A 20,500-nucleotide genomic window follows, 5' to 3' on the forward strand; every position below is an offset into this window, starting at 1 on the left:
CTGTACGACAAGGCCCATTCGTGGGCCTTGTCCTTTTAGGAGCGCTGCGAACCGCGTTCAAATCTGCGGGAAATCATTTCCCCAGCGGCACCACCAGTGGCGTGTGCGAGACAGGATCGTCAATGATCATGCAGCGCAGGCCGTACACTTCTTCGATCAACTCCGGCGTCACGATATCCTTAGGTGCACCTTCGGCCACGACTTTGCCGCCGCGCATAGCGATCAGATGGGTGGCGTAACGGCAGGCGTGGTTGAGATCGTGCAGCACTACCACCAGCGTGTGGCCGTTTTCACGGTTTAATTGACGCATCAATTCCAGCAGGTCGATCTGATGGCTAATGTCCAGCCAGGTGGTCGGTTCATCCAGCAACAGCAGCGGCGTTTGCTGCGCCAGCACCATCGCAATCCAGACCCGCTGACGCTGCCCGCCGGAAAGCGTATCCACCGGCTGTTCGGCCAGTTCAAACACGCCGGTGGAACGCATTGCCTGCTCCACCGCTTGCTGGTCTTCTTCGCGCCAACGGCTGAACAGACGCTGATGCGGGTAGCGGCCACGGGCCACCAGATCAAACACGGTGATGTCGCCGGGAGCGGTCGAACTTTGCGGCAGCAGGCCTAACTGGCGCGCCACCTCTTTGGTGGCGTATTCGCTGATGTGCTTGCCGTTCAGCCAGACCGTTCCGGCTTGCGGTTGCATCAGGCGGCTGAGGGTGCGCAGCAGGGTAGATTTACCGCAGGCGTTCGGCCCGATAATCACCGTCAGTTCGCCCTGGGGGATAGAGACGCAAAGATCGCTCGCTACGATTTTCTTGTCATAGCTTAGCGTCAGGTGTTCAGCGCGCAGCGGCGCGGGCAGCAGGGGTTCAGCATTCATTTTTTTCGTGACTCACGGATTAACAGCCAAATCAGATAAATGCCGCCGAGGCTGACGGTCAGCACGCCTACCGGCAATTGATAAGGCATAAACAGGCGCTGGGCGGCGACATCGGCGATCAGCAGCAACAGCGCGCCGGTCAGGGCGGTCAGCAACAGGACGCTGCGGTTGGCGCACAGGCGGCGGGCAATCTGCGGCGCCACCAGTGCAATAAAGGAGATCGGCCCGGCCACGGCGGTGGCGGCAGCGGTCAGCGTTACGCCGATCAGCAGCAGCAGCACGCGCGAACGTTCCACCGGCACGCCGAGGGCGCAGGCGGTGTCGTCACCCATTTCCATCAGCCGCATGCGGCGTGACAGCGTCAGCAACAGCAGGCAGCACAGCGTGATCACCGCCAGCACCGGCAGGCTTTTCGCCCAGCTTATGCCGTTAAGTGACCCTGCGCTCCACAGCCCGGCGGTCATGGCGGATTCCAGCGAGGCGCTGATGATAAGCCAGGTATTGCCGGCCACCAGCAGGGCGCGCACGGCGATGCCGACGATAATCAAACGGAAAGCCTCGACACCGTTGCGCCATGCCAGCAGATAAACCAGCGCGGCGGTCAGCAGGCCACCGGCCAGCGCCCCGGAGGTGATGCCGATAACGCCGCCGTTAAACAGCACTATGGCTACCAATACGCCGCTGTAGGCGCCGGTATTGAAGCCAATCACGTCCGGGCTGCCGAGCGGGTTGCGCAGCAGAGACTGGAAAATAGCGCCGCTGATCCCGAGTGCGGCGCCCAACAGCAACGCCATAGTGACGCGTGGCAGACGCCACTGGGTGACTATCACCGTCAGGTTTGCCGGGCCTTTGCCGAGGAGAGCGTCGATCACCTGCGTGGCGTTAAGCGAAAGGGAACCGGAACCTAGGGCGTAAATCGCCAGTACCCCGCAGGCAAGCGCCAGTATCGACGCGGTCAGCGTCGGCCGCGACAGGGCACGCAATTTTGGGTCGGTCATCAGACGGGCAGCCAGCATCGACATTAGCGTTGCCTCCTGAACATATGGCGTTGGCGCACCAGCATGATCAGCAGCGGTGCGCCAATCAGGGCGGTCACGATGGAAACGCGCAGTTCGCCGGCCACCAGGAAGCGGCCAATCAGATCGGCGCTCAGCAACAGGATGGGGGTCAGGACCAGCGTCCACGGCAGCATCCAGTGCAGCTCGGAGCCGGCCAGCCGCCGGGCAATGTGCGGCATCATCAGGCCGACGAAGGCAATCGGGCCGACGGCGGCGGTGGCGCCGCCGCACAGCAGGGTGATCGCCAGCAGGCCCAGCAATTGGGTGCGGACGATGCCGGTGCCCAGCGCAGTGGCCAATTCGTTGCCCATACTCAGGCTGTTAAGCGATTTGCTCATCCACAGCGTGATTAGCGTGCCCAGCAGGATCGGCAGGGTGACGGTGCGCACCACCTGCATATTTTGAATATCCAGCGAACCGGCCTGCCAAAACCGCAGTTGATCGAACACCAGCGGATTGAGCAGAGAAATCCCTGAGGTCATTCCCTCCAGCACCGCCGCCATCGCGACCCCGGCCAGCGTCAGGCGGACCGGGTTCAGGCTGCTGCCGCCCAGCGCGCCGATCAACGCGACCAGCAGCGCAGCGAACATCGCACCGGCAAAGGCGAACCACAGGTATTGGCTAACCTCGGCGGCACCAAAGAAGGTGATGCCCAGTACCACGGCAAATCCCGCCCCGGCGTTCACGCCGAGAATGCCCGGATCGGCCAGTGGGTTGCGGGTGAGGGTTTGCATCAATACGCCGGACAGGCCCAGCGCAATGCCGGTCAATACGCCCACCAGCGTGCGCGGCAACCTGGCTTCGGTAATGATGGTGCAGTCCGCTCCACGGCATTGACCGTTCAGCGCCTGGATAACCGTATCAAAAGGGATGGATTTAGCGCCGAGCGACAGGCTGAGCAGCATAACGGCCAACAGCGCGCAAACGGCAAGCAGCAAACCAAACAGTTTGCGATGAAATGAGTGGGGAGTGCCGCTAATAAGACGATCCCTGGGGGCCGGAATGGACGGCGCGCCATTGCGTGTAATCCGTAACATAACAATCCGTTATTTAATTGAATATAAATGATATTTATTATCATTATTGATTGCTTTCATCTATGTTACCATGACTCCCTTCGCTATTGCAGCACATACCCTTCATTCTTGAAGCTGTCTCTGCGTTGGCTGCCTGCACTTACCCCAATCACGTACTTCCTGTACGTTCATGGGGATGCGCTTGGTTGCCGCCTTGATTCAACTCCAATTATTTTGGCTATAGACGCTGTCCCTTTTCCTACGTTGTGGTGAGAAAGCTGATGAGTAAGCCCTCTATTTTGCTGGATTTTGGCCTGCTTAAGACCAATGGCGCGTTCCGTGCCGTATTTTGCGCACGTTTTATTTCCATTCTGGCGCTGGGATTGATGGCCATTGCGATCCCGGTTCAGATCCAGGCGTTGACCGGTTCGACCCTGTTGGTCGGGCTGTCCGTGACGCTGGCGGGCAGCGGTATGTTTGCCGGTTTGCTGATGGGGGGCGTATTGGCCGATCGCTACGAGCGCCGCCGTTTGATTCTGTTTGCTCGCTCCACCTGCGGCATTGGCTTTATCGGGCTGTGCCTGAACGCTGCCTTGCCGGCCCCTTCGTTAACGGCGATTTATTTGCTGGCCGTGTGGGACGGTTTCTTCGGCGCGGTCGGGGTGACGGCGCTGCTGGCCGCCACGCCAGCGTTGGTGGGGCGTGAAAACATCGTTCAGGCCGGTGCCATCAGTATGCTGACGGTGCGTTTTGGCTCGATCCTGTCGCCGGCGATCGGGGGCCTGGTGATCGCTCACTCCGGCGTGATGTGGAACTACGGCCTGGCGGCGTTGGGCACTTTGCTGACGTTGATCCCCTTGCTGCGTCTGCCGCAGCTGGCACCGCCACCACAACCGCGCGAACACCCGCTGCGCGCATTGGCCGGTGGTTTCGGCTTCCTGTTCCGCAACCGGGTAATCGGTATGGTGGCGTTGATCGGCGCGCTGCTGACCATGGCCAGTGCGGTGCGGGTGCTATATCCGGCGATGTCCGGCATGTGGCACGTCAGCGCAGCGCAATTGGGCTTTATGTATTCCGCAGTCCCGCTCGGCGCGGCGATTGGCGCGTTCACCAGCGGCCGGGTCGCTCACGTAGCGCGGCCGGGCTGGATGATGTTGACGACGGCGATAGGTGCGTTCGTCGCCATAGGTCTGTTCGGTCTGATGCCGTGGTACGGTTTGGCGCTGTTTTTCCTGGTGATTTTTGGTTACCTGAGCGCGGTGAACTCGTTGCTGCAATACGGGCTGATTCAGAACCTGACGCCGGACGCCTTCCTGGGGCGCATCAATGGTCTGTGGACGGCGCAAAACGTCGTGGGCGATGCGCTGGGGGCGTTACTGCTGGGGGCAATGGGGGCGTTTATGCTGCCGGCGATGACGTCGACCAGTTTTGGTTTTGGGGTGGCGGTGCTGGGTGTGGTACTGGCTTTCGCCATGCGCGGTTTGCGCCAGGTGGGCAGCGGCGGGCAGGAAGAAAGGCTCCAGCCCGCCAGCGAGACTACCGAGAAATAAACTGTTTTTCCAACAGCGTCAGCAAGTTGCCGGCGCTGTAATAATCCAGCCGGAAGGTATCGTTGCCCAGCGCGTAAACCCGTTTGTGCTGCACAGCCGGCAGGTGAGCGAGTAAAGGATTGGCCAGCAGGCGTTGCGCGTCGGCGTCTCCGTTGGCGAACAGCATCAGCGTCTGGCCGTTCAGGCCTTCCGCCAGGTTCTCGCCGCTCAACTGAATAATGTCCTTGCGCACGCCCATGCTGCGGCTGTTGTTCAATTTGGCGGGCGGTACCGCCAGAGTGAAGCCGAGCTGTTTAAGCATCTGCCCCTGAGAGGAGTCGGCGGTCCACAGATTGGCGGTTTTGCCGTCCGAACCAAACACCAGCGCGGAGACCGGCTGTTCAGGCAGCGTCATGCGCTGTTTCAGCGCTTTTTCACGCGCATCGAAATCGCCAATGACCTTATGCGCCTGGGCTTCATGCCCGGTGGCCTGGCCCAGTTCTGCGGCCAGTTCTTGCCAGCTTTTGTCGTCGTAATTGACCACCAGCACCGGGGCGATGGCAGAGAGCTGATCGTACAGGCGCAGGGCGGAATCGGCGCCGGTGGCCGAGATGATGATCAGATCGGGCGCAACACCGGCGATGGCTTCCGCATTGGGTTCGCCGATGTACAGGCGTTTGACGCCGCGCTGCGCGGCGATGTCACTCCATTGACGGAAGAATCCCTGTTTGTCCGCCAGACGGCTGCCGGGCGTGGTTGCCCCACTGGCGACGACCGGTGCGTCGATGGCCAGCAGGGTGCCGGTGACGGTAACGCTGGTAGAAACGATACGGGCAGGGGGCTGATTGAGGGTGATCACGCCGCGTGAGGTTTCAATGTTACGCGGCCAGCCGGCATCGGCGGCGTGCGCGGCGCTGATTGCCGCTAGCCCGAACAGCGCCAGGCCGAAGATCAGGTTCTTCTTCATAAAGAAAGTCCTTAGGTTTTAAATAGTAATACTTATCATTTATATAATTTATGCTGCTGATTTTCTACCACGATGAAGAGGAGAAGAGCTGTTTACAATTATTGACATGGCAAATTTCCAAGGGTACTTTAACGCGGTCAAACATAAATGATAATCATTATTATGTTTGTTATCATTCACGAAGAGAAATGGAGTACCGATGAGCGTGACTGTAAAGGGTGCCGGCCAGAAACCGCAAAGCAAGGAGAGCGAACTGAATACTGCAGGCGTTTCGCCCACCGCGGGCTTCTTCTTTACCTCTCCTTTCCGTAGCCTGAGTACGCAAGGCTGCTTCGCCAAAATCACGTTGCCCGCCGCGGGCGGGGACCAGGTGAATGGGGAGTTCCAGCGAGAGGTACGGCACGCTTTCGCCGAAGCGAAACTGGCCGGCGTGAAGAACCCGGTACTCTGTGGCGCCATTCCTTTTGATACTCATCAACCTTCCGCGTTGTTTATTCCCCAGCAAACTCAGTGGTTTGAACGCGATGCCTTTTTGGCCGGCGCAACGCCGCCGCAGGACAGCTTGCCGGAAATTACCCGGCAAACCGAAGTGCCTGCTCAGCAGCCATTCATGCAGATGGTTGCCGATGCGGTGCAGGCTACCCGTGGCGACCGGTTGGATAAAGTGGTGCTGTCGCGCCTGCTGGAGATTGAAACTCGCGAGCCTGTCGATCGCCAGGCGCTGATGGCGCGCATCATCGCCCAGAACCCTAACGGTTTCCACTTCCACGTGCCGCTGGAGCAGGGGGCGCTGGTGGGCGCCAGCCCGGAATTGCTGTTGCGCAAATTCGGCGCGCAGTTCCATTCCAATCCGCTGGCCGGCTCTGCCCGCCGCGATGCCGATCCGCAGCGGGACCGCGAAATCAGCCAACAGCTATTGGTGTCGGACAAAGACCTTTATGAGCACAAGTTCGTCACCGAAGGCATGCGCCAGGTATTGGCCGACCGCTGCCGCCACTTGAACATTCCGTCATCCCCTGAATTATTGAGCACCACCACGCTGTGGCATCTGTCTACGCCTATCGATGGCGAAGCCGCCAGCCGGGCGGAAAATGCGCTTTCGCTGGCCTGCCTGTTGCACCCGACTCCGGCTTTGTGCGGCACGCCAACCCAGCTTGCGCATCAGGTGATCAAACAGCTTGAACCCTTTGATCGCGGCCTGTTCGGCGGCATTGTCGGCTGGTGCGATGCCGAAGGCAACGGCGAGTGGGTCGTGACCATTCGTTGCGGCACCGTGCAGGGCAATCAGGTGCGGTTGTTTGCCGGTGCAGGCATCGTGCAAGACTCTTCGCCGGAATCCGAATGGCGTGAAACCGGTACCAAACTCAGTACCATTTCGCGGGCGTTTGGCCTGAACCAAGGATAGGCATACCCATGAGCATTGATTTTACTCCCTGGCCTGAGGCGTTGGCCCGTCGTTATCGTGAACGCGGTTATTGGACCGACCGGCCATTGACCGACATTATTGCCCGCCAGGCCAAAAATGACGCCGTGGCGCTGATCGACCCGCAACGCAGCCTGAGCTATCGCCGGCTCAATCAACTTTCTGACCGGCTGGCCGCCGCGCTGCAACGTCGGGGCTTGCACAGTGGCGATACCGCTCTGGTGCAGTTGGGCAACGTGGTCGAGTTCTATGTGGCCTTCTTTGCGCTGCTGAAAATTGGTGTGGTGCCGGTGAACGCGCTGTTCAGCCATCAACGTAACGAACTCAAGGCTTATGCCGCACAAATCAAACCTGCGCTGCTGATTGCCGATCGCCAGCATGGCCTGTTCGGCAACGACGAATTCCTCACGGCGTTTCGCGCCGAAAATCCTTCATTGCGCATAGTGGGGCTGCGCAGCCAGGCGGAAGGCGAGCAGTCGCTGGCCGCCTGGCTTGAAGAGGATGCCGAAGATTTTATCGCGACACCGACCCCGGCTGACCAAGTGGCGTTCTTCCAGCTTTCCGGTGGCAGCACCGGCACGCCAAAGCTGATCCCGCGCACCCACAATGATTACTACTACAGCATCCGTCGCAGCGTGGAAATTTGCCATTTCGATGCGCATACCCGCTACCTGTGCGCGCTGCCGGTGGCGCATAACTACCCGATGAGTTCTCCGGGCGTACTCGGCGTGTTTTATGGCGCCGGTCTGGTGGTGTTCGCCAGCGATCCGGATGCCGGGCAATGCTTCCGTTTGATCGAGCAGCACCAGATTAACGTGACGGCGCTGGTGCCGCCGGCGGTGACGCTGTGGCTACTGGCGATTGAAGAGTGGGGCGGTCAACCCTTGGCCAGCCTTAAGCTGTTGCAGGTGGGGGGCGCCAAGCTGAGTGAAACCCTGGCCGCGCGTATTCCGGCGGAAATCGGCTGCCAGTTGCAGCAGGTCTTTGGCATGGCGGAAGGTCTGGTGAATTACACCCGGTTGGACGATGACGACCGGCATATTCTCACCACTCAGGGCTGCCCGATGTCGCCGGACGACGAACTGTGGGTGGCCGATGATGAGGGTAACCCGCTGCCGGTGGGGCAAACCGGGCGCCTGATGACCCGGGGCCCTTACACCTTCCGCGGTTATTACCAAAGCCCCGAACATAACGCCGCCGCCTTTGATAAAGACGGTTTTTACTGTTCTGGGGATCTGATTAGCCTGACTGAAGACGGCTATGTGAAGGTGGAAGGGCGTCAAAAAGATCAGATCAACCGCGGTGGGGAGAAGATCGCCGCCGAGGAGATCGAAAACCTGCTGTTGCGCCACCCGGAGGTGATCAATGCGGCGCTGGTTTCCATGCCGGATGAGCTGATGGGCGAGAAGAGCTGCGCCTTTATTATCGCCGCCAGCGCGTTGAAGCCGGTGGCGCTGCGCCGCCATTTGCGTGCAGAGGGCGTGGCCGAATTTAAATTACCTGATCGCTTTATACAGGTCGATACGCTGCCGCTCACCCCGGTAGGAAAAGTGGATAAAAAACGGTTGCGTCAACGCCTGGAGACGCAATCACTGACTCAGGCCCAGGGAGAATAAGTCATGGCCATACCTAAACTTAACGATTACGCGCTGCCGACGCAGGCTGAACTGCCGACCAACAAAGTGAGCTGGACGGTAGAACCGCAGCGGGCTGCGTTACTGATCCACGATATGCAGCAGTATTTCCTGAATTTCTGGGGTGAAGACAGCCCGCTGATTAAACAGGTGGTAGAGAACATTGCCAATCTGCGCCGCTACTGCAAATCACAGGGTATTCCGGTGTTTTACACCGCGCAGCCCAATCAGCAAAGCGACGAAGACCGCGCGTTGCTGAACGATATGTGGGGGCCAGGGCTGAATAAACACCCGGAGCAGCAGGCGGTGGTTCAGGCTCTGGCACCGGAAGATGACGATACGGTTCTGGTGAAGTGGCGTTACAGCGCCTTCCACCGTTCGCCGCTGCAGGAAATCCTGCAGGAGTCGGGGCGCGATCAGCTGATCATTTGCGGCGTGTATGCTCATATCGGCTGCATGACTACCGCCATCGATGCCTTTATGCGCAATATCCAGCCGTTTATGGTGGCTGATGGTCTGGCGGATTTCTCCCGCGACGAACACTTGATGGCGCTGCGTTACACCGCAGGCCGCTGTGGCCGTGTGGTGACTACCGCCGAGCTGCTGCCGGGCATCGCCAGCAAAGCTGCGTTGCGCCTGCAAATTATGCCGTTCCTCGATGAAGACAGCGAAGACATGGGCGACGATGAGAACCTGATCGACTACGGTCTGGACTCGGTGCGTATCATGGAGTTGGCCGCGCGCTGGCGTAAAATCCGCAGCGATATTGATTTTATCGCGTTGGCCAAAAACCCGACCATTGACAGCTGGTGGGCTATGTTGTCGCAGGAGAAGTCTTGATGGGCAAAGAGGGCGATTTTGCCGGTAAGCGGGTTTGGGTTACCGGCGCGGGGGCCGGTATTGGCCTGGAGACGGCGTTGGCGTTTGTTAGGGCCGGTGCCGAGGTAATTGGCTTCGACCTGCGTTTTGACGAACCGGAATACCCGTTCCGCACAGAAGTGCTGGATGTAGCCGATAGCGATGCGGTAGACAGCTTGTGTGGGCGTTTGCTGGCAGCACAGCCAGCGCTGGACGTGCTGGTGAACGGTGCGGGCATTTTGCGGATGGGGTTGGCAGATGAGACCAGCACCGCAGACTGGCTGGCCTGTATGGCGGTCAATGCCGGCGGGGCGTTCAATATGTTCCGCCATGCCTTGCCGGTGTTCCGTCGCCAGCGGCGCGGTGCGATTGTCAGCGTAGCCTCTAACGCGGCGCATGTGCCGCGCGTCGGCATGGCGGCCTATTGCGCTTCCAAGGCGGCGTTGCGCAGCCTGTGCCAAACCGTAGGGTTGGAAATGGCGCCTTATGGCGTGCGTTGCAATCTGGTTTCGCCCGGTTCGACCAACACGCCGATGCAGCGCGGCATGTGGCAGGACGAAAGCGGTGAACAGAACACCATTAACGGCTTCCCGGAGCAGTTCAAGCTGGGTATTCCGCTGGGCAAGATCGCCCAACCGCAGGAAATTGCCGATGCCATTTTGTTCCTGGCTTCCGATCGCGCCAGCCATATCACTATGCAGGATATCGTGATTGACGGCGGAGCGACGCTGGCGGCCTGATATACCCGTCATACTTCAAGTTGCGTGTGTGTTGACGGCAACTTGAATTATTTAGGGTATATGACTGCTGATTATTATGGCCACAGGGCGCTGCTTGCAGCGCCTTTTTTATGGGCGCTAAAAGGGGGGCAGGTAATAGAGGTTGTGGTGATTTCCGGGCTACAGATGCGAAAAAAGCGCCAAAAGGCGCTTTTTTCTGTATTGGTGGGTCGTGCGGGATTAACTCGGCCTTTGGCCTCGCCCTGCGGGCCAACGCAAGCGTTGTTCAAAATTGTCAGGGCCAATTTTGTCGAACCTGCACAGGTTACTCGCTTCTTTCAGAAGCTCACCCTTCGGGCCAACGCAAGCGTTGTTCAAAAGCGTAAACGCTTTTGTCTCATCCGGCACGACGCGGTGCGTTATGTGGCAGAGTTGTTTGGGATAATTACTGTGGCGCAGATGCGAAAAAAGCGCCAAAAGGCGCTTTTTTCTGTATTGGTGGGTCGTGCGGGATTCGAACCTGCGACCAATTGATTAAAAGTCAACTGCTCTACCAACTGAGCTAACGACCCGCAGAAGTGGTGGGTGATGACGGGCTCGAACCGCCGACCCCCTCCGTGTAAAGGAGATGCTCTACCAACTGAGCTAATCACCCACTTCAGAACTTCCGGGTACTGCCAAACAAGAGAATGAGTGGTGGGTGATGACGGGCTCGAACCGCCGACCCCCTCCGTGTAAAGGAGATGCTCTACCAACTGAGCTAATCACCCTCATTCTTCTCATTTCTTACTGCTTTACTGCTCAACAAGATGGTGGGCGATGACGGGCTCGAACCGCCGACCCCCTCCGTGTAAAGGAGATGCTCTACCAACTGAGCTAATCGCCCCGTCTTGTTGGAGTCGCATTATAGGGATAGTTGAAAGTGAGTCAACGGTTTTTAAAATGATTTCAATCGTTCGCCGCAAATTTAAACAGGATGCGATATTTATCACCACCAATGATGATTCTTTGCACATTGTTATGCGAAATGCGCCGCAGCGATAACGAAAACCGGTGCGGCAATCTCGTGTCGGCGTTGAGGAATTAGCGGGGGGTGGTACAATGTTGCCCACTTTTTTCAATTCCGAGCAATCGTCGGCAACCGCCGACCCGCGTTGCGTAATAAGGCAGTGAAACCAATGAAAATCAAAACCCGTTTTGCACCGAGCCCAACCGGCTATCTTCACGTCGGTGGTGCCCGTACTGCGCTTTACTCCTGGTTGTTCAGCCGCCATTCGGGCGGTGAGTTCGTTCTGCGTATCGAAGATACCGATCTGGAACGTTCCTCGCAGGACGCTATCGACGCAATTATGGATGGCATGAACTGGTTAAACCTGGATTGGAACGAAGGTCCGTATTTCCAGACCAAGCGTTTTGACCGTTATAACGCGGTGATTGACGACATGCTGGTGCAGGATACCGCCTATAAATGCTACTGCTCGAAGGAACGTCTGGAAGCGCTGCGTGAAACGCAGATGGAAAACGGTGAAAAACCGCGTTACGACGGCCACTGCCGTGACAGCCAGGACAGCCACACCGATGACGAGCCGTGCGTGGTGCGTTTCCGTAACCCGCAGGAAGGTTCGGTTATCTTCGATGACAAGATCCGCGGCCCAATCGAATTCAGCAACCAAGAGCTGGACGATCTGATCATTCGCCGTACCGACGGTTCGCCAACCTACAACTTCTGCGTCGTGGTGGACGACTGGGATATGGAAATCAGCCACGTGATCCGCGGCGAAGACCACATCAACAACACCCCTCGCCAGATCAACATTCTGAAAGCGCTGGGTGCGCCGGTACCGGAATATGCGCACGTTTCCATGATCCTGGGCGACGACGGCAAAAAACTGTCAAAACGCCATGGCGCAGTGGGCGTGATGCAGTACCGCGATGACGGTTACCTGCCGCAGGCGTTGCTGAACTATTTGGTGCGCCTGGGTTGGTCCCACGGCGACCAGGAAATCTTCTCTATTGATGAGATGAAAGAGTTCTTCACCCTGGAAGCGATCAACAAATCCGCCAGCGCTTTCAATACCGAGAAGTTGCAGTGGCTGAATCACCATTACATTAACCATATGCCGGCGGAAGAAGTTGCGGTGTATCTGGCGTGGCATGTTGAGCAGCTTGGCATTGAGACTCGCAACGGCCCTGAGCTGAAAGATATCGTCAAACTGCTGGGCGAGCGCTGCAAGACGCTGAAGGAAATGGCCGAGTCCTGCCGTTACTTCTATGAAGACTTCAGCGAATTCGACGCTGACGCCGCCAAGAAGCACCTGCGTCCAGTGGCACGCCAGCCGCTGGAAGCGGTACGCGCCAAACTGGCTGCTGTCAGTGCCTGGACGCCGGAGAACGTGCATGACGCCATTCAGGGTACCGCTGATGAGCTGGGCGTAGGTATGGGCAAGGTGGGCATGCCGCTGCGCGTAGCGGTCACCGGCGCCGGTCAGTCACCGGGTATGGACGTGACCGTGCATGCTATCGGCCAGGCGCGTTCTTTGCAGCGTATCGACCTGGCGCTGGCCTACATCGCCGGGCGTGAAGCCTAGGCCTGATAGATTGGCTGCGTGTTGCCAGGCTGTCAGCACGCGGCCGGTAGCAAGATGACGCGATAACAGATAAAGCCTTGTGGAGCGATCCGCAGGGCTTTTTTTATTCCTGGCTGATTTTTATCCGCAATGGCGATTTTTTAGCGCTAAACGCGCTGATTTGGCGGCTTTTTCAGCGCTTGATCGACTAATTCAATTTAGCCGTTGACAGTGTTTCGGGGGTTTCATATTATGCGCCCCGTTCACAGGATTTTGTGATTGTGGATTGGGGCTATAGCTCAGCTGGGAGAGCGCTTGCATGGCATGCAAGAGGTCGACGGTTCGATCCCGTCTAGCTCCACCAACCTTTATCTCAGTAAGGTTGGGGATTACCGTAACGCCGGTTAAAGCGTACCACTTTTGTGGGGCTATAGCTCAGCTGGGAGAGCGCTTGCATGGCATGCAAGAGGTCGACGGTTCGATCCCGTCTAGCTCCACCAACCTTTAAAAAGCCGACCTCAGGGTCGGCTTTTTGCTTTCTGTCTTTCCTGCTTTCTACACTGCGGGCAATAAAAAAGGCCGCCGAAGCGACCTTTCCGTTGTTGCCGTTTCGGCTTAGCCCAGAACCAGGCCCGCGATGGACGCAGACAGGAGGCTGACCAGCGTTGAACCGTAAACCAGCTTCAGACCAAAGCGGGAAACTACGTTGCCCTGATTCTCATTCAGCCCTTTAATCGCACCGGCCACAATACCGATGGAAGAGAAGTTGGCGAAGGAAACCAGGAACACCGACAGAATGCCCAGGCTGCGTGGCGACAGTTCGGCAGAGACTTTCTGCAGTTCCATCATGGCCACGAACTCATTGGAGACCAGCTTGGTCGCCATGATGCTGCCCACCTGCAAGGCTTCGTGCTTAGGAATACCCATAATCCAGGCGAATGGATAGAAGAAGTAGCCCAGGATTTCCTGGAAGCTCAGACCGAAGATGGCGCTGAACAGACCGTTGAGCGCAGCGATCAGAGCGATAAAGCCGATCAGCATTGCGGCAACGATAATAGCTACTTTGAAACCTGCCAGAATGTATTCACCCAGCATTTCGAAGAAGCTCTGGCCTTCGTGCAGATTACCCAGATGCAGTTCTTCTTCTTTACTGGTGTCATACGGGTTGACCAATGACAGCACGATAAAGGTGCTGAACATGTTCAGTACCAGCGCCGCAACCACAAACTTGGCGTCCAGCATGGTCATGTAAGCACCCACGATGGACATGGAAACCGTAGACATCGCGGTTGCCGCCATGGTGTACATGCGTTTTTCCGACATCTTGCCCAGGATATCTTTATAGGCAATGAAGTTTTCAGACTGGCCCAGGATCAGCGAGCTGACGGCGTTAAACGACTCCAGCTTGCCCATTCCGTTTACTTTTGACAGCACGGTACCAATAATCCGGATGATAAACGGCAACACTTTGATGTATTGCAGAATACCGATCAGCGCAGAGATGAAGACGATTGGGCACAGTACCTTCAGGAAGAAGAAGGCCAAACCTTTATCGCCCATACCGCCGAATACAAAATCAGTCCCTTGCCCCGCAAACCCGAGCAGCTTGTCGAACAGCGCCGCGAATCCTTTTACAAAGCCTAAACCCGCTTCCGAATGCAGGAAAAAATAGGCCAGCAGTACTTCAATAACCAACAGTTGAATAACGTAGCGAATGCGGATGCTTTTACGATCGCGGCACACTAACAGTGCCAGGATCGCAACCACCACCAACGCTAACGCAAAGTGCGCAATATGGGACATGTTTGCTCCAAACTTGAGGCAGGCTGAATTTCGGATGTCATTTTATGTAACGCCACGTTTAAAAACGAGAGGTCCATTGCAAATATGGAAAGTCGTAATGGGAAATGTCTTAAATTATCAGGTTAAAGCATAAAAAATCAATGGGTTACTGAATCCATATGAAATTCCTATTCTTGTGCTAATTTGATTATCAGGCGTATTTCGTTTGGAATATGCCTCGTTGGAGGGCCGAAAAGTGTCATCTGCACGTTACACCCTTCGTTAAAACCTGAGTTATCCCCGATTACAGAGATAAGTTTTACCGTTACAAATGCGCTTGATAATTATTATCATTTGCATAAGATAACCCTTAGTTTATCAGACGTAAGGGTTCAGGGTATGCCAAACAGTCGCGTGGTTGAGAACACCCGTCGCCCGTCCAGAAAAATCAAACTGTCGCTGATGGGGCCCGCATTTATCGCGGCCATCGGTTATATCGATCCCGGCAATTTCGCCACCAATATCCAGTCCGGCGCCTCTTTGGGTTACAGCCTGCTGTGGGTCGTGGTCTGGGCCAACGTCATGGCCATGCTTATCCAACTGCTGTCCGCCAAACTCGGCATCGCTACCGGCAAAAACCTGGCGGAACACATCCGCGATCGCTTTCCACGCCCGGCCGTATGGGCTTATTGGGTGCAGGCGGAAATCATTGCGATGGCTACCGACCTGGCGGAGTTTATCGGCGCGGCGATAGGTTTCAAACTGCTGTTGGGCGTTACGCTGCTTGAGGGCGCCATCCTGACGGGTATCGCCACCTTCCTGATCCTGATGCTGCAAAAACGCGGGCAAAAACCGCTGGAGAGGGCGATCGGCGGGCTGCTGCTGTTTGTTGCCGCTGCCTATATGGTGGAGCTGGCGTTTTCCCAGCCGCAGCTTGGCCCGTTGTTAAAAGGCATGGCGATCCCGGATCTGCCGAATGGCGATGCGGTATATCTGGCCGCCGGCGTGCTGGGCGCGACCATCATGCCGCACGTGATTTATTTGCATTCATCCTTAACCCAGACTGCCGGCGAGAATTCAAAGGCGGATCGGTATGCGTCCACCAAGGTCGATGTCGCCATTGCCATGACCATCGCCGGTTTTGTTAACCTGGCAATGATGGCAACCGCCGCCGCCACCTTCCACTTCAATGGGCACAGCGGCGTGGCCGATCTTGATCTGGCCTATCTGACGCTGCAGCCGGTGCTGGGCCAGGCGGCGGCGACGCTCTTCGGGCTGAGCCTGGTGGCCGCCGGTCTGTCTTCCACCGTCGTGGGGACGCTGGCGGGGCAGGTGGTGATGCAGGGATTTGTACGCTTTTACATTCCGCTGTGGGTGCGCCGGGTGGTCACTATGCTGCCGTCGTTTATCGTCATTATGCTGGGGATGGATGCCACGCGTATTCTGGTACTGAGTCAGGTGCTGCTGAGCTTCGGCATTGCGTTGGCGCTGGTGCCGCTGCTCACCTTTACCGGTAACCGGGAACTGATGGGGGAGATGGTGAACAGCCGGAGCATACAGACGCTGGGCAAGCTGATTGTGTTGGTGGTCGTCGGCCTGAACGGCTATCTGCTGGTCAGCAGCATGTCGTGATCGAAAAGGCCAGCGTTACGCTGGCCTTTTGGCATCAATCATCGTCGTGATGGCGACGACCGCGATCGTCGTCATGGTGATTTTTCTTCCAATGATGTTTTTCGTGGTGCTTGTAGTAATGCTTATCGAATTTGCGATAGCGGCCATCATGATAGTAATAATTTTTGCGCCAGTAATCGTTATCGCGCCAGCGATAACCATCCCAGTAATAGCCCCGGCGGCTGCGATCGCCCAGGTAGCGGCCCTGATGGCCTTGCCACCAATCGCGGTCGCGCCAGTCGTAGCCGTCCCAATAACGGCCGCGGTTATCTTCCTCGCCAATGCGCAGCGATACGCCCGGCATCAGATTGATACTGAGGCCATCCGCATGCGCCTGCTGGATGGTGGGTACCGTCGACGCCACCAACAAGGCGGCCAATAACAGAGGTTTAAACATGGCTTCTCCTTTCCGCCGTAGCGGGTTGGCCAGTTAATGAAGCGCGTTCATCATTAACCGGCCTTATTATTTTTTTACTGCAATATCGCCATATTAGCGCCTGCGGATAGGGTTGAATCTTAGTGGGATTCTGAAAAGCGGCGATGGGATGAGGATTTAAGATTTGTCTGGCGCTGCGGAGGTTATCGCCGGCCATGCGCCCAGCGATAATTGTAAGCGATTACATTAATATCCGTTCGATATGGGCGATTTCGTCGCTGCTGAAAGTGCGGTTAGCCAGCATGCCGACGGCATCTTCAATCTGGCTGGTCTTGCTGGCGCCAATCAGCACGGAAGTCACGCGATCGCCGCGCAATACCCAGGCCAGCGCCATCTGCGACAGCTTCTGCCCACGCTGTTGCGCCAGGGCGTTAAGCTGGCGCACTTTTTCCAGTTTTGCGTCGGTGAGCTGATCAGGTTGCAGGAACTGGCTGCCGCTGGCTGCGCGTGAATCTTGCGGAATGCCGTGCAGGTAACGATCGGTCAGCAGGCCGCCGGCCAGCGGGGAGAATGCAATGGAGCCGACGCCATGTTCTTCGAGCGTATCCAGCAGCTCCGGCTCAACCCAGCGCTCGAACAGAGAGTACTTAGGCTGATGGATCACGCAAGGCGTGCCTAGCCGGTGCAGAATCTCGAATGCCTGGCGCGCGCGGTCGGCCGGGTAGTTGGACAGCCCGACGTACAGCGCCTTGCCCTGGCGTACCAGCAGATCCAGCGCGCCCATGGTTTCCTCCAGCGGCGTATCCGGATCCGGGCGATGGTGATAGAAGATATCCACATATTCCAGCCCCATGCGTTGCAGGCTTTGATCCAGGCTGGCGACCAGATACTTCTTCGAACCCCAGTCGCCGTAAGGGCCAGGCCACATGGTGTAACCGGCCTTCGAGGCGATGATCAGTTCATCGCGCCAGGGTTTCAGATCTGCGCTGAGGATGCGGCCAAAGTTTTCCTCGGCGGAACCGGGTGGCGGGCCATAGTTATTGGCCAGATCGAAATGGGTAATACCGCGATCGAACGCGCAATGAATCAATTTGCGCGCATTGTCATACAAGGAGGTGTCGCCAAAGTTGTGCCATAAGCCGAGCGAAACCGCGGGCAATTTCAGCCCGCTGCGTCCGCAGCGGCGATATTCCATATTTTGATAACGCGAAGAATCAGCCTGGTAAAGCATACAAACCCTTTTCGGCAGAGGTGAGAGTGAGCTTTAGTGTATGCGCTTTCACTCCCGTTGTCAGAGCCCAGGATCACGCTAAATCACCTTCAATTTTTTAAATGCTGCCCATGAGGCAGGTAAATGATCGTGGCGAGTGCGGTGATGTAACGTAGGGTTTCCATCCGCTTTTTAAACACAATGCTCGACATTTTCATAACATATTTGATACTTAAAACTAACAATTGCAACCTTTTGCAGGTGATGATCATGAGTAAAAGCTATACGGTGGCCGATTACCTACTCGATCGTTTAGCCCAGATCGGCATCCGGCACTTCTTTGGCGTGCCCGGAGACTACAACCTGCAGTTTCTCGACCACGTGATTGCTCACCCGCAGATCGCCTGGGTGGGGTGTGCCAACGAACTCAATGCCGCCTATGCCGCAGACGGTTACGCGCGCTGCAAACCGGCCGCCGCTTTACTGACCACCTTTGGCGTGGGCGAACTGAGCGCGGTAAATGGTATTGCCGGCAGCTACGCCGAATACTTACCGGTGATCCACGTGGTTGGCACCCCGGCGCTGCGCGCGCAGCGGGCCGGCGATTTACTGCACCATTCGCTGGGGGACGGGGATTTTGGCCACTTTGCCCGCATGGCCAAAGAAGTGACCGTCGCCCAGGCGAACCTCACCGCCGCCAACGCCGAGGCGGAAATCGATCGCCTGCTGACCACCGCGCTGTTTGAACGCCGCCCGGTTTACCTGATGTTGCCGAGCGACGTGGCGGAAGCGCCGCTGGCGTCGCGGCCGGCGCCGCTGATGCTGCGACAGGCCCATCTTTCACAGGCGTCGTTGCAGGCGTTTATCGCCGCAGCGCGAGAAATGCTGCTGCCGGCACGGCGGGTTTCTCTGTTGGCCGATTTCCTGGCTGAACGCTTTGGCGCCGAAAGGGTGCTGGAACAGTGGATGAATGAGGTCGACATGCCGCATTCGACGATGCTGCTCGGCAAGAGCGTCTTTGATGAAACCCATGCCTGTTTTACCGGCACCTACGCCGGTGCGGCCAGCGATCCGCAGGTGAAGCAGCTGATTGAGAACGCCGACGTGGTGATTACCGTCGGCGTGCGCTTTACCGATACCATTACTGCCGGTTTCAGCCATCACTTGCCGACGGAGAAGTGTATCGATATCCAGCCTTTTGAAGCGCGGGTCGGGCAGCAGGTATTCAGCCAGATCCCGATGCGTGACGCGGTACAAGCGTTGCACCAGTTGACGTTGCCACTGGCGTTGCAATGGCAGTTGCCGGCGATCAAACGGCCGGCATTGCCGGCGCCGAGCGGCAGCGGTTTGGACCAACACGGCTTCTGGCAACAGATCCAGGACTTCTTGCGCCCGGGCGACATAGTGATCGCCGATCAGGGCACCGCCTGTTTTGGCGCTGCGGTTTTGAGCCTGCCGCAGGGCTGCCGATTTATCGTTCAGTCGCTGTGGGGATCTATCGGCTACACCCTGCCGGCGGCGTTCGGCGCGCAGACGGCGGAGCCGGATCGCCGGGTGCTGCTTTTGATCGGCGACGGAGCGGCGCAACTCACCGCGCAAGAGATTGGCTCGATGCTGCGCGACGGGCTGAAACCGGTGATCTTCCTGCTGAATAATGAGGGGTATACCGTCGAACGGGCGATTCATGGGCCGGAGCAGCGCTACAACGACATCGCCCAGTGGAACTGGACGCAACTGCCGCAGGCGCTGGCCGGCGAGCATCAGGTGAAAACGCTGCGGGTCACCGAACCGGAGCAACTGCGCCAGGCATTGCGCGAAGTGGGCGACAGCCGGCAGTTGGCCTTCGTGGAAGTGGTGCTGCCGAAGATGGACATTCCCGAATTGCTGGATACCGTTTCGCGCGCCATTCAATCACGCAACGCGGCGGCCTGATCTTCCGCGCTTTCCAGCAAGCGCTCCAGCAACCAGTACCCCGCCGGCCCCGGCGGGGACAACTTCGACCACACCGCATCCACGGAAATCAGCTTCGGCCAACCGCGCGGTTTCAGCTCGGCTAATTTGTCGTGGCCGTACTGTTTCACCAGCCAGTTTGGCAACGCGGCCCAGCCAAAACCTTGTTCCGCCATTTCCAGCAGCATCAGATAGCTCGGCGCGGACCATACCAACCCCTGGGGCCGTGCCGCGCTTGCGCCAGTGTAGGTATTCAAATACAGCTGGCGCGTGCTGGATAACTGCTCATGCGTTGGCGAGGCCGTTTGCGCCAGCGGGTGCGAGCGGGCGACGAACAGCCCCATTTCAGTTTGCTCCGGCAGCCGCGCGAAGGCGATATCCGGCGGATAACTGGGCTGAACCTCTACCATGCCAAGGTGCGCGCGGCCGCTTTGCAGCAGATCGAGCACGTCCCCGTCCTCGGCAATCATGCATTCGAGTTCAATATCCTGATAGCGCCGCTCAAAGTGCAGCATCAACCTGTCGTGGTGATTCGGCTGGTAGGTATCGGAAAATACGATGGTTAACCGGGGTTCTGTCTTGTCCGCCAGGCGGATGCTCAGCGCGTCAAGCCGTTCGCTGGCGGCGAGGATCTCCTGCACATGGCCGAGCACTTTACGGCCGGCGGCGGTCAAGACTGGCTGCCGTGCCTGGCGATCGAACAATTGCAAGCCGAGATCTGCCTCCAGGTTAGCGATGGCGGTGCTGATGGTCGATTGGCTTTTGCGCAGCTTGCGCGCGGCGGCAGAAAAAGAACCCAGAGCGGCGGCTTCGACAAATGCCTGCAGGGCTTCAGGTGAATAGCGCATGATGTATCTACTTTATCG

Annotated in this window: 16 protein-coding genes and 6 tRNA genes; 10 read left to right on the top strand and 12 right to left on the bottom strand. The window is 57.7% G+C overall.

Annotation, left to right across the window (positions count from 1 at the left end):
- Nucleotides 1-73: 73 nt before the first annotated feature.
- Genes ACUTSW_RS12660 through fepD form a run of 3 tightly spaced genes read right to left on the bottom strand, consistent with a single transcriptional unit; the run spans nucleotide 74 to nucleotide 2,969 of the window.
- Nucleotides 74-874, bottom strand: coding sequence for an ATP-binding cassette domain-containing protein (locus ACUTSW_RS12660; protein WP_062868176.1), 801 nt, complete (start codon nucleotides 872-874; stop codon nucleotides 74-76).
- Nucleotides 871-1,896 (bottom strand): iron-enterobactin ABC transporter permease, encoded by a 1,026-nt coding sequence (gene fepG / locus ACUTSW_RS12665; protein WP_445584573.1) that lies wholly within the window; start codon nucleotides 1,894-1,896, stop codon nucleotides 871-873. The genes ACUTSW_RS12660 and fepG overlap by 4 nt, the downstream gene beginning before the upstream one ends.
- Nucleotides 1,896-2,969: a Fe(3+)-siderophore ABC transporter permease gene (gene fepD / locus ACUTSW_RS12670; protein ID WP_445584574.1), complete on the bottom strand. Its 1,074-nt coding sequence runs from the start codon at nucleotides 2,967-2,969 to the stop codon at nucleotides 1,896-1,898. The genes fepG and fepD overlap by 1 nt, the downstream gene beginning before the upstream one ends.
- Nucleotides 2,970-3,229: 260 nt before the next feature.
- Between fepD and entS the strand changes: the two genes are divergently transcribed.
- Nucleotides 3,230-4,498: an enterobactin transporter EntS gene (gene entS, locus ACUTSW_RS12675; RefSeq protein WP_004947625.1), complete on the top strand. Its 1,269-nt coding sequence runs from the start codon at nucleotides 3,230-3,232 to the stop codon at nucleotides 4,496-4,498.
- Here the strand turns inward: entS and fepB are convergent.
- Nucleotides 4,485-5,444 (bottom strand): Fe2+-enterobactin ABC transporter substrate-binding protein, encoded by a 960-nt coding sequence (gene fepB, locus ACUTSW_RS12680; protein WP_006327042.1) that lies wholly within the window; start codon nucleotides 5,442-5,444, stop codon nucleotides 4,485-4,487. The two genes, entS and fepB, sit on opposite strands and share 14 nt — an antisense overlap.
- A gap of 199 nt (nucleotides 5,445-5,643) precedes the next feature.
- On the opposite strand from fepB, the gene ACUTSW_RS12685 reads away from it, so the two are divergent.
- Genes ACUTSW_RS12685 through dhbA form a run of 4 tightly spaced genes read left to right on the top strand, consistent with a single transcriptional unit; the run spans nucleotide 5,644 to nucleotide 10,099 of the window.
- Complete coding sequence (locus tag ACUTSW_RS12685; RefSeq protein ID WP_445584575.1) at nucleotides 5,644-6,849, top strand: isochorismate synthase; 1,206 nt, start codon at nucleotides 5,644-5,646, stop codon at nucleotides 6,847-6,849.
- An 8-nt stretch (nucleotides 6,850-6,857) separates the two neighbouring features.
- Nucleotides 6,858-8,483: a (2,3-dihydroxybenzoyl)adenylate synthase gene (locus tag ACUTSW_RS12690; RefSeq protein ID WP_445584576.1), complete on the top strand. Its 1,626-nt coding sequence runs from the start codon at nucleotides 6,858-6,860 to the stop codon at nucleotides 8,481-8,483.
- A gap of 3 nt (nucleotides 8,484-8,486) precedes the next feature.
- Nucleotides 8,487-9,341 carry an isochorismatase family protein gene (locus tag ACUTSW_RS12695; protein WP_006327037.1) on the top strand — a complete coding sequence of 285 codons (855 nt, stop codon included), beginning with the start codon at nucleotides 8,487-8,489 and terminating at the stop codon, nucleotides 9,339-9,341.
- Nucleotides 9,341-10,099, top strand: coding sequence for a 2,3-dihydro-2,3-dihydroxybenzoate dehydrogenase (gene dhbA / locus ACUTSW_RS12700; RefSeq protein WP_445584577.1), 759 nt, complete (start codon nucleotides 9,341-9,343; stop codon nucleotides 10,097-10,099). Before ACUTSW_RS12695 ends, dhbA begins: the two co-directional genes overlap by 1 nt.
- 475 nt (nucleotides 10,100-10,574) lie before the next feature.
- On the opposite strand, the gene ACUTSW_RS12705 is transcribed toward dhbA, so the two are convergent.
- The 4 genes from ACUTSW_RS12705 to ACUTSW_RS12720 all read right to left on the bottom strand — a co-directional run bounded on the left by ACUTSW_RS12705 (nucleotide 10,575) and on the right by ACUTSW_RS12720 (nucleotide 10,964).
- Nucleotides 10,575-10,650, bottom strand: a tRNA-Lys gene (locus ACUTSW_RS12705).
- Between the two features lie 7 nt (nucleotides 10,651-10,657).
- Nucleotides 10,658-10,733, bottom strand: a tRNA-Val gene (locus tag ACUTSW_RS12710).
- 39 nt (nucleotides 10,734-10,772) lie between these two features.
- Nucleotides 10,773-10,848 (bottom strand) — tRNA-Val (locus tag ACUTSW_RS12715).
- Nucleotides 10,849-10,888: 40 nt separating this feature from the next.
- Nucleotides 10,889-10,964: transfer RNA gene (locus tag ACUTSW_RS12720), tRNA-Val, on the bottom strand.
- A 292-nt stretch (nucleotides 10,965-11,256) separates the two neighbouring features.
- Between ACUTSW_RS12720 and gltX the strand changes: the two genes are divergently transcribed.
- From gltX to ACUTSW_RS12735, 3 genes are all read left to right on the top strand, one after another.
- A complete protein-coding gene (gene gltX / locus ACUTSW_RS12725; protein WP_063201373.1) occupies nucleotides 11,257-12,666 on the top strand; it encodes a glutamate--tRNA ligase in 1,410 nt (469 codons plus the stop codon).
- 267 nt (nucleotides 12,667-12,933) lie between these two features.
- A tRNA-Ala gene (locus ACUTSW_RS12730) sits at nucleotides 12,934-13,009 on the top strand.
- Nucleotides 13,010-13,069: 60 nt separating this feature from the next.
- A tRNA-Ala gene (locus tag ACUTSW_RS12735) sits at nucleotides 13,070-13,145 on the top strand.
- A gap of 115 nt (nucleotides 13,146-13,260) precedes the next feature.
- On the opposite strand, the gene ACUTSW_RS12740 is transcribed toward ACUTSW_RS12735, so the two are convergent.
- Nucleotides 13,261-14,448 carry a NupC/NupG family nucleoside CNT transporter gene (locus tag ACUTSW_RS12740; protein ID WP_004947602.1) on the bottom strand — a complete coding sequence of 396 codons (1,188 nt, stop codon included), beginning with the start codon at nucleotides 14,446-14,448 and terminating at the stop codon, nucleotides 13,261-13,263.
- Between the two features lie 378 nt (nucleotides 14,449-14,826).
- Here ACUTSW_RS12740 and ACUTSW_RS12745 point away from each other — a divergent pair, with 378 nt between their 5' ends.
- Nucleotides 14,827-16,059, top strand: coding sequence for an Nramp family divalent metal transporter (locus ACUTSW_RS12745; protein ID WP_062868168.1), 1,233 nt, complete (start codon nucleotides 14,827-14,829; stop codon nucleotides 16,057-16,059).
- A 34-nt stretch (nucleotides 16,060-16,093) separates the two neighbouring features.
- Here ACUTSW_RS12745 and ACUTSW_RS12750 read toward each other — a convergent pair whose 3' ends face one another.
- On the bottom strand, nucleotides 16,094-16,495 hold the full coding sequence (locus tag ACUTSW_RS12750; RefSeq protein ID WP_445584578.1) for a DUF2502 domain-containing protein: 402 nt from the start codon (nucleotides 16,493-16,495) through the stop codon (nucleotides 16,094-16,096).
- 220 nt (nucleotides 16,496-16,715) lie between these two features.
- Complete coding sequence (gene mgrA, locus ACUTSW_RS12755) at nucleotides 16,716-17,705, bottom strand: L-glyceraldehyde 3-phosphate reductase (RefSeq protein ID WP_445584579.1); 990 nt, start codon at nucleotides 17,703-17,705, stop codon at nucleotides 16,716-16,718.
- A 249-nt stretch (nucleotides 17,706-17,954) separates the two neighbouring features.
- Between mgrA and ACUTSW_RS12760 the strand changes: the two genes are divergently transcribed.
- The gene (locus tag ACUTSW_RS12760; RefSeq protein WP_445584580.1) at nucleotides 17,955-19,616 is read left to right on the top strand and encodes an alpha-keto acid decarboxylase family protein; all 1,662 of its coding nucleotides are present in this window, start codon (nucleotides 17,955-17,957) and stop codon (nucleotides 19,614-19,616) included.
- Here ACUTSW_RS12760 and ACUTSW_RS12765 read toward each other — a convergent pair.
- Nucleotides 19,592-20,482, bottom strand: a complete 891-nt coding sequence (locus tag ACUTSW_RS12765; protein ID WP_062868165.1) for a LysR family transcriptional regulator — start codon at nucleotides 20,480-20,482, stop codon at nucleotides 19,592-19,594. The two genes, ACUTSW_RS12760 and ACUTSW_RS12765, sit on opposite strands and share 25 nt — an antisense overlap.
- Nucleotides 20,483-20,500 lie beyond the last annotated feature (18 nt).

It is taken from the genome of Serratia sp. TSA_198.1 (assembly GCF_052686505.1).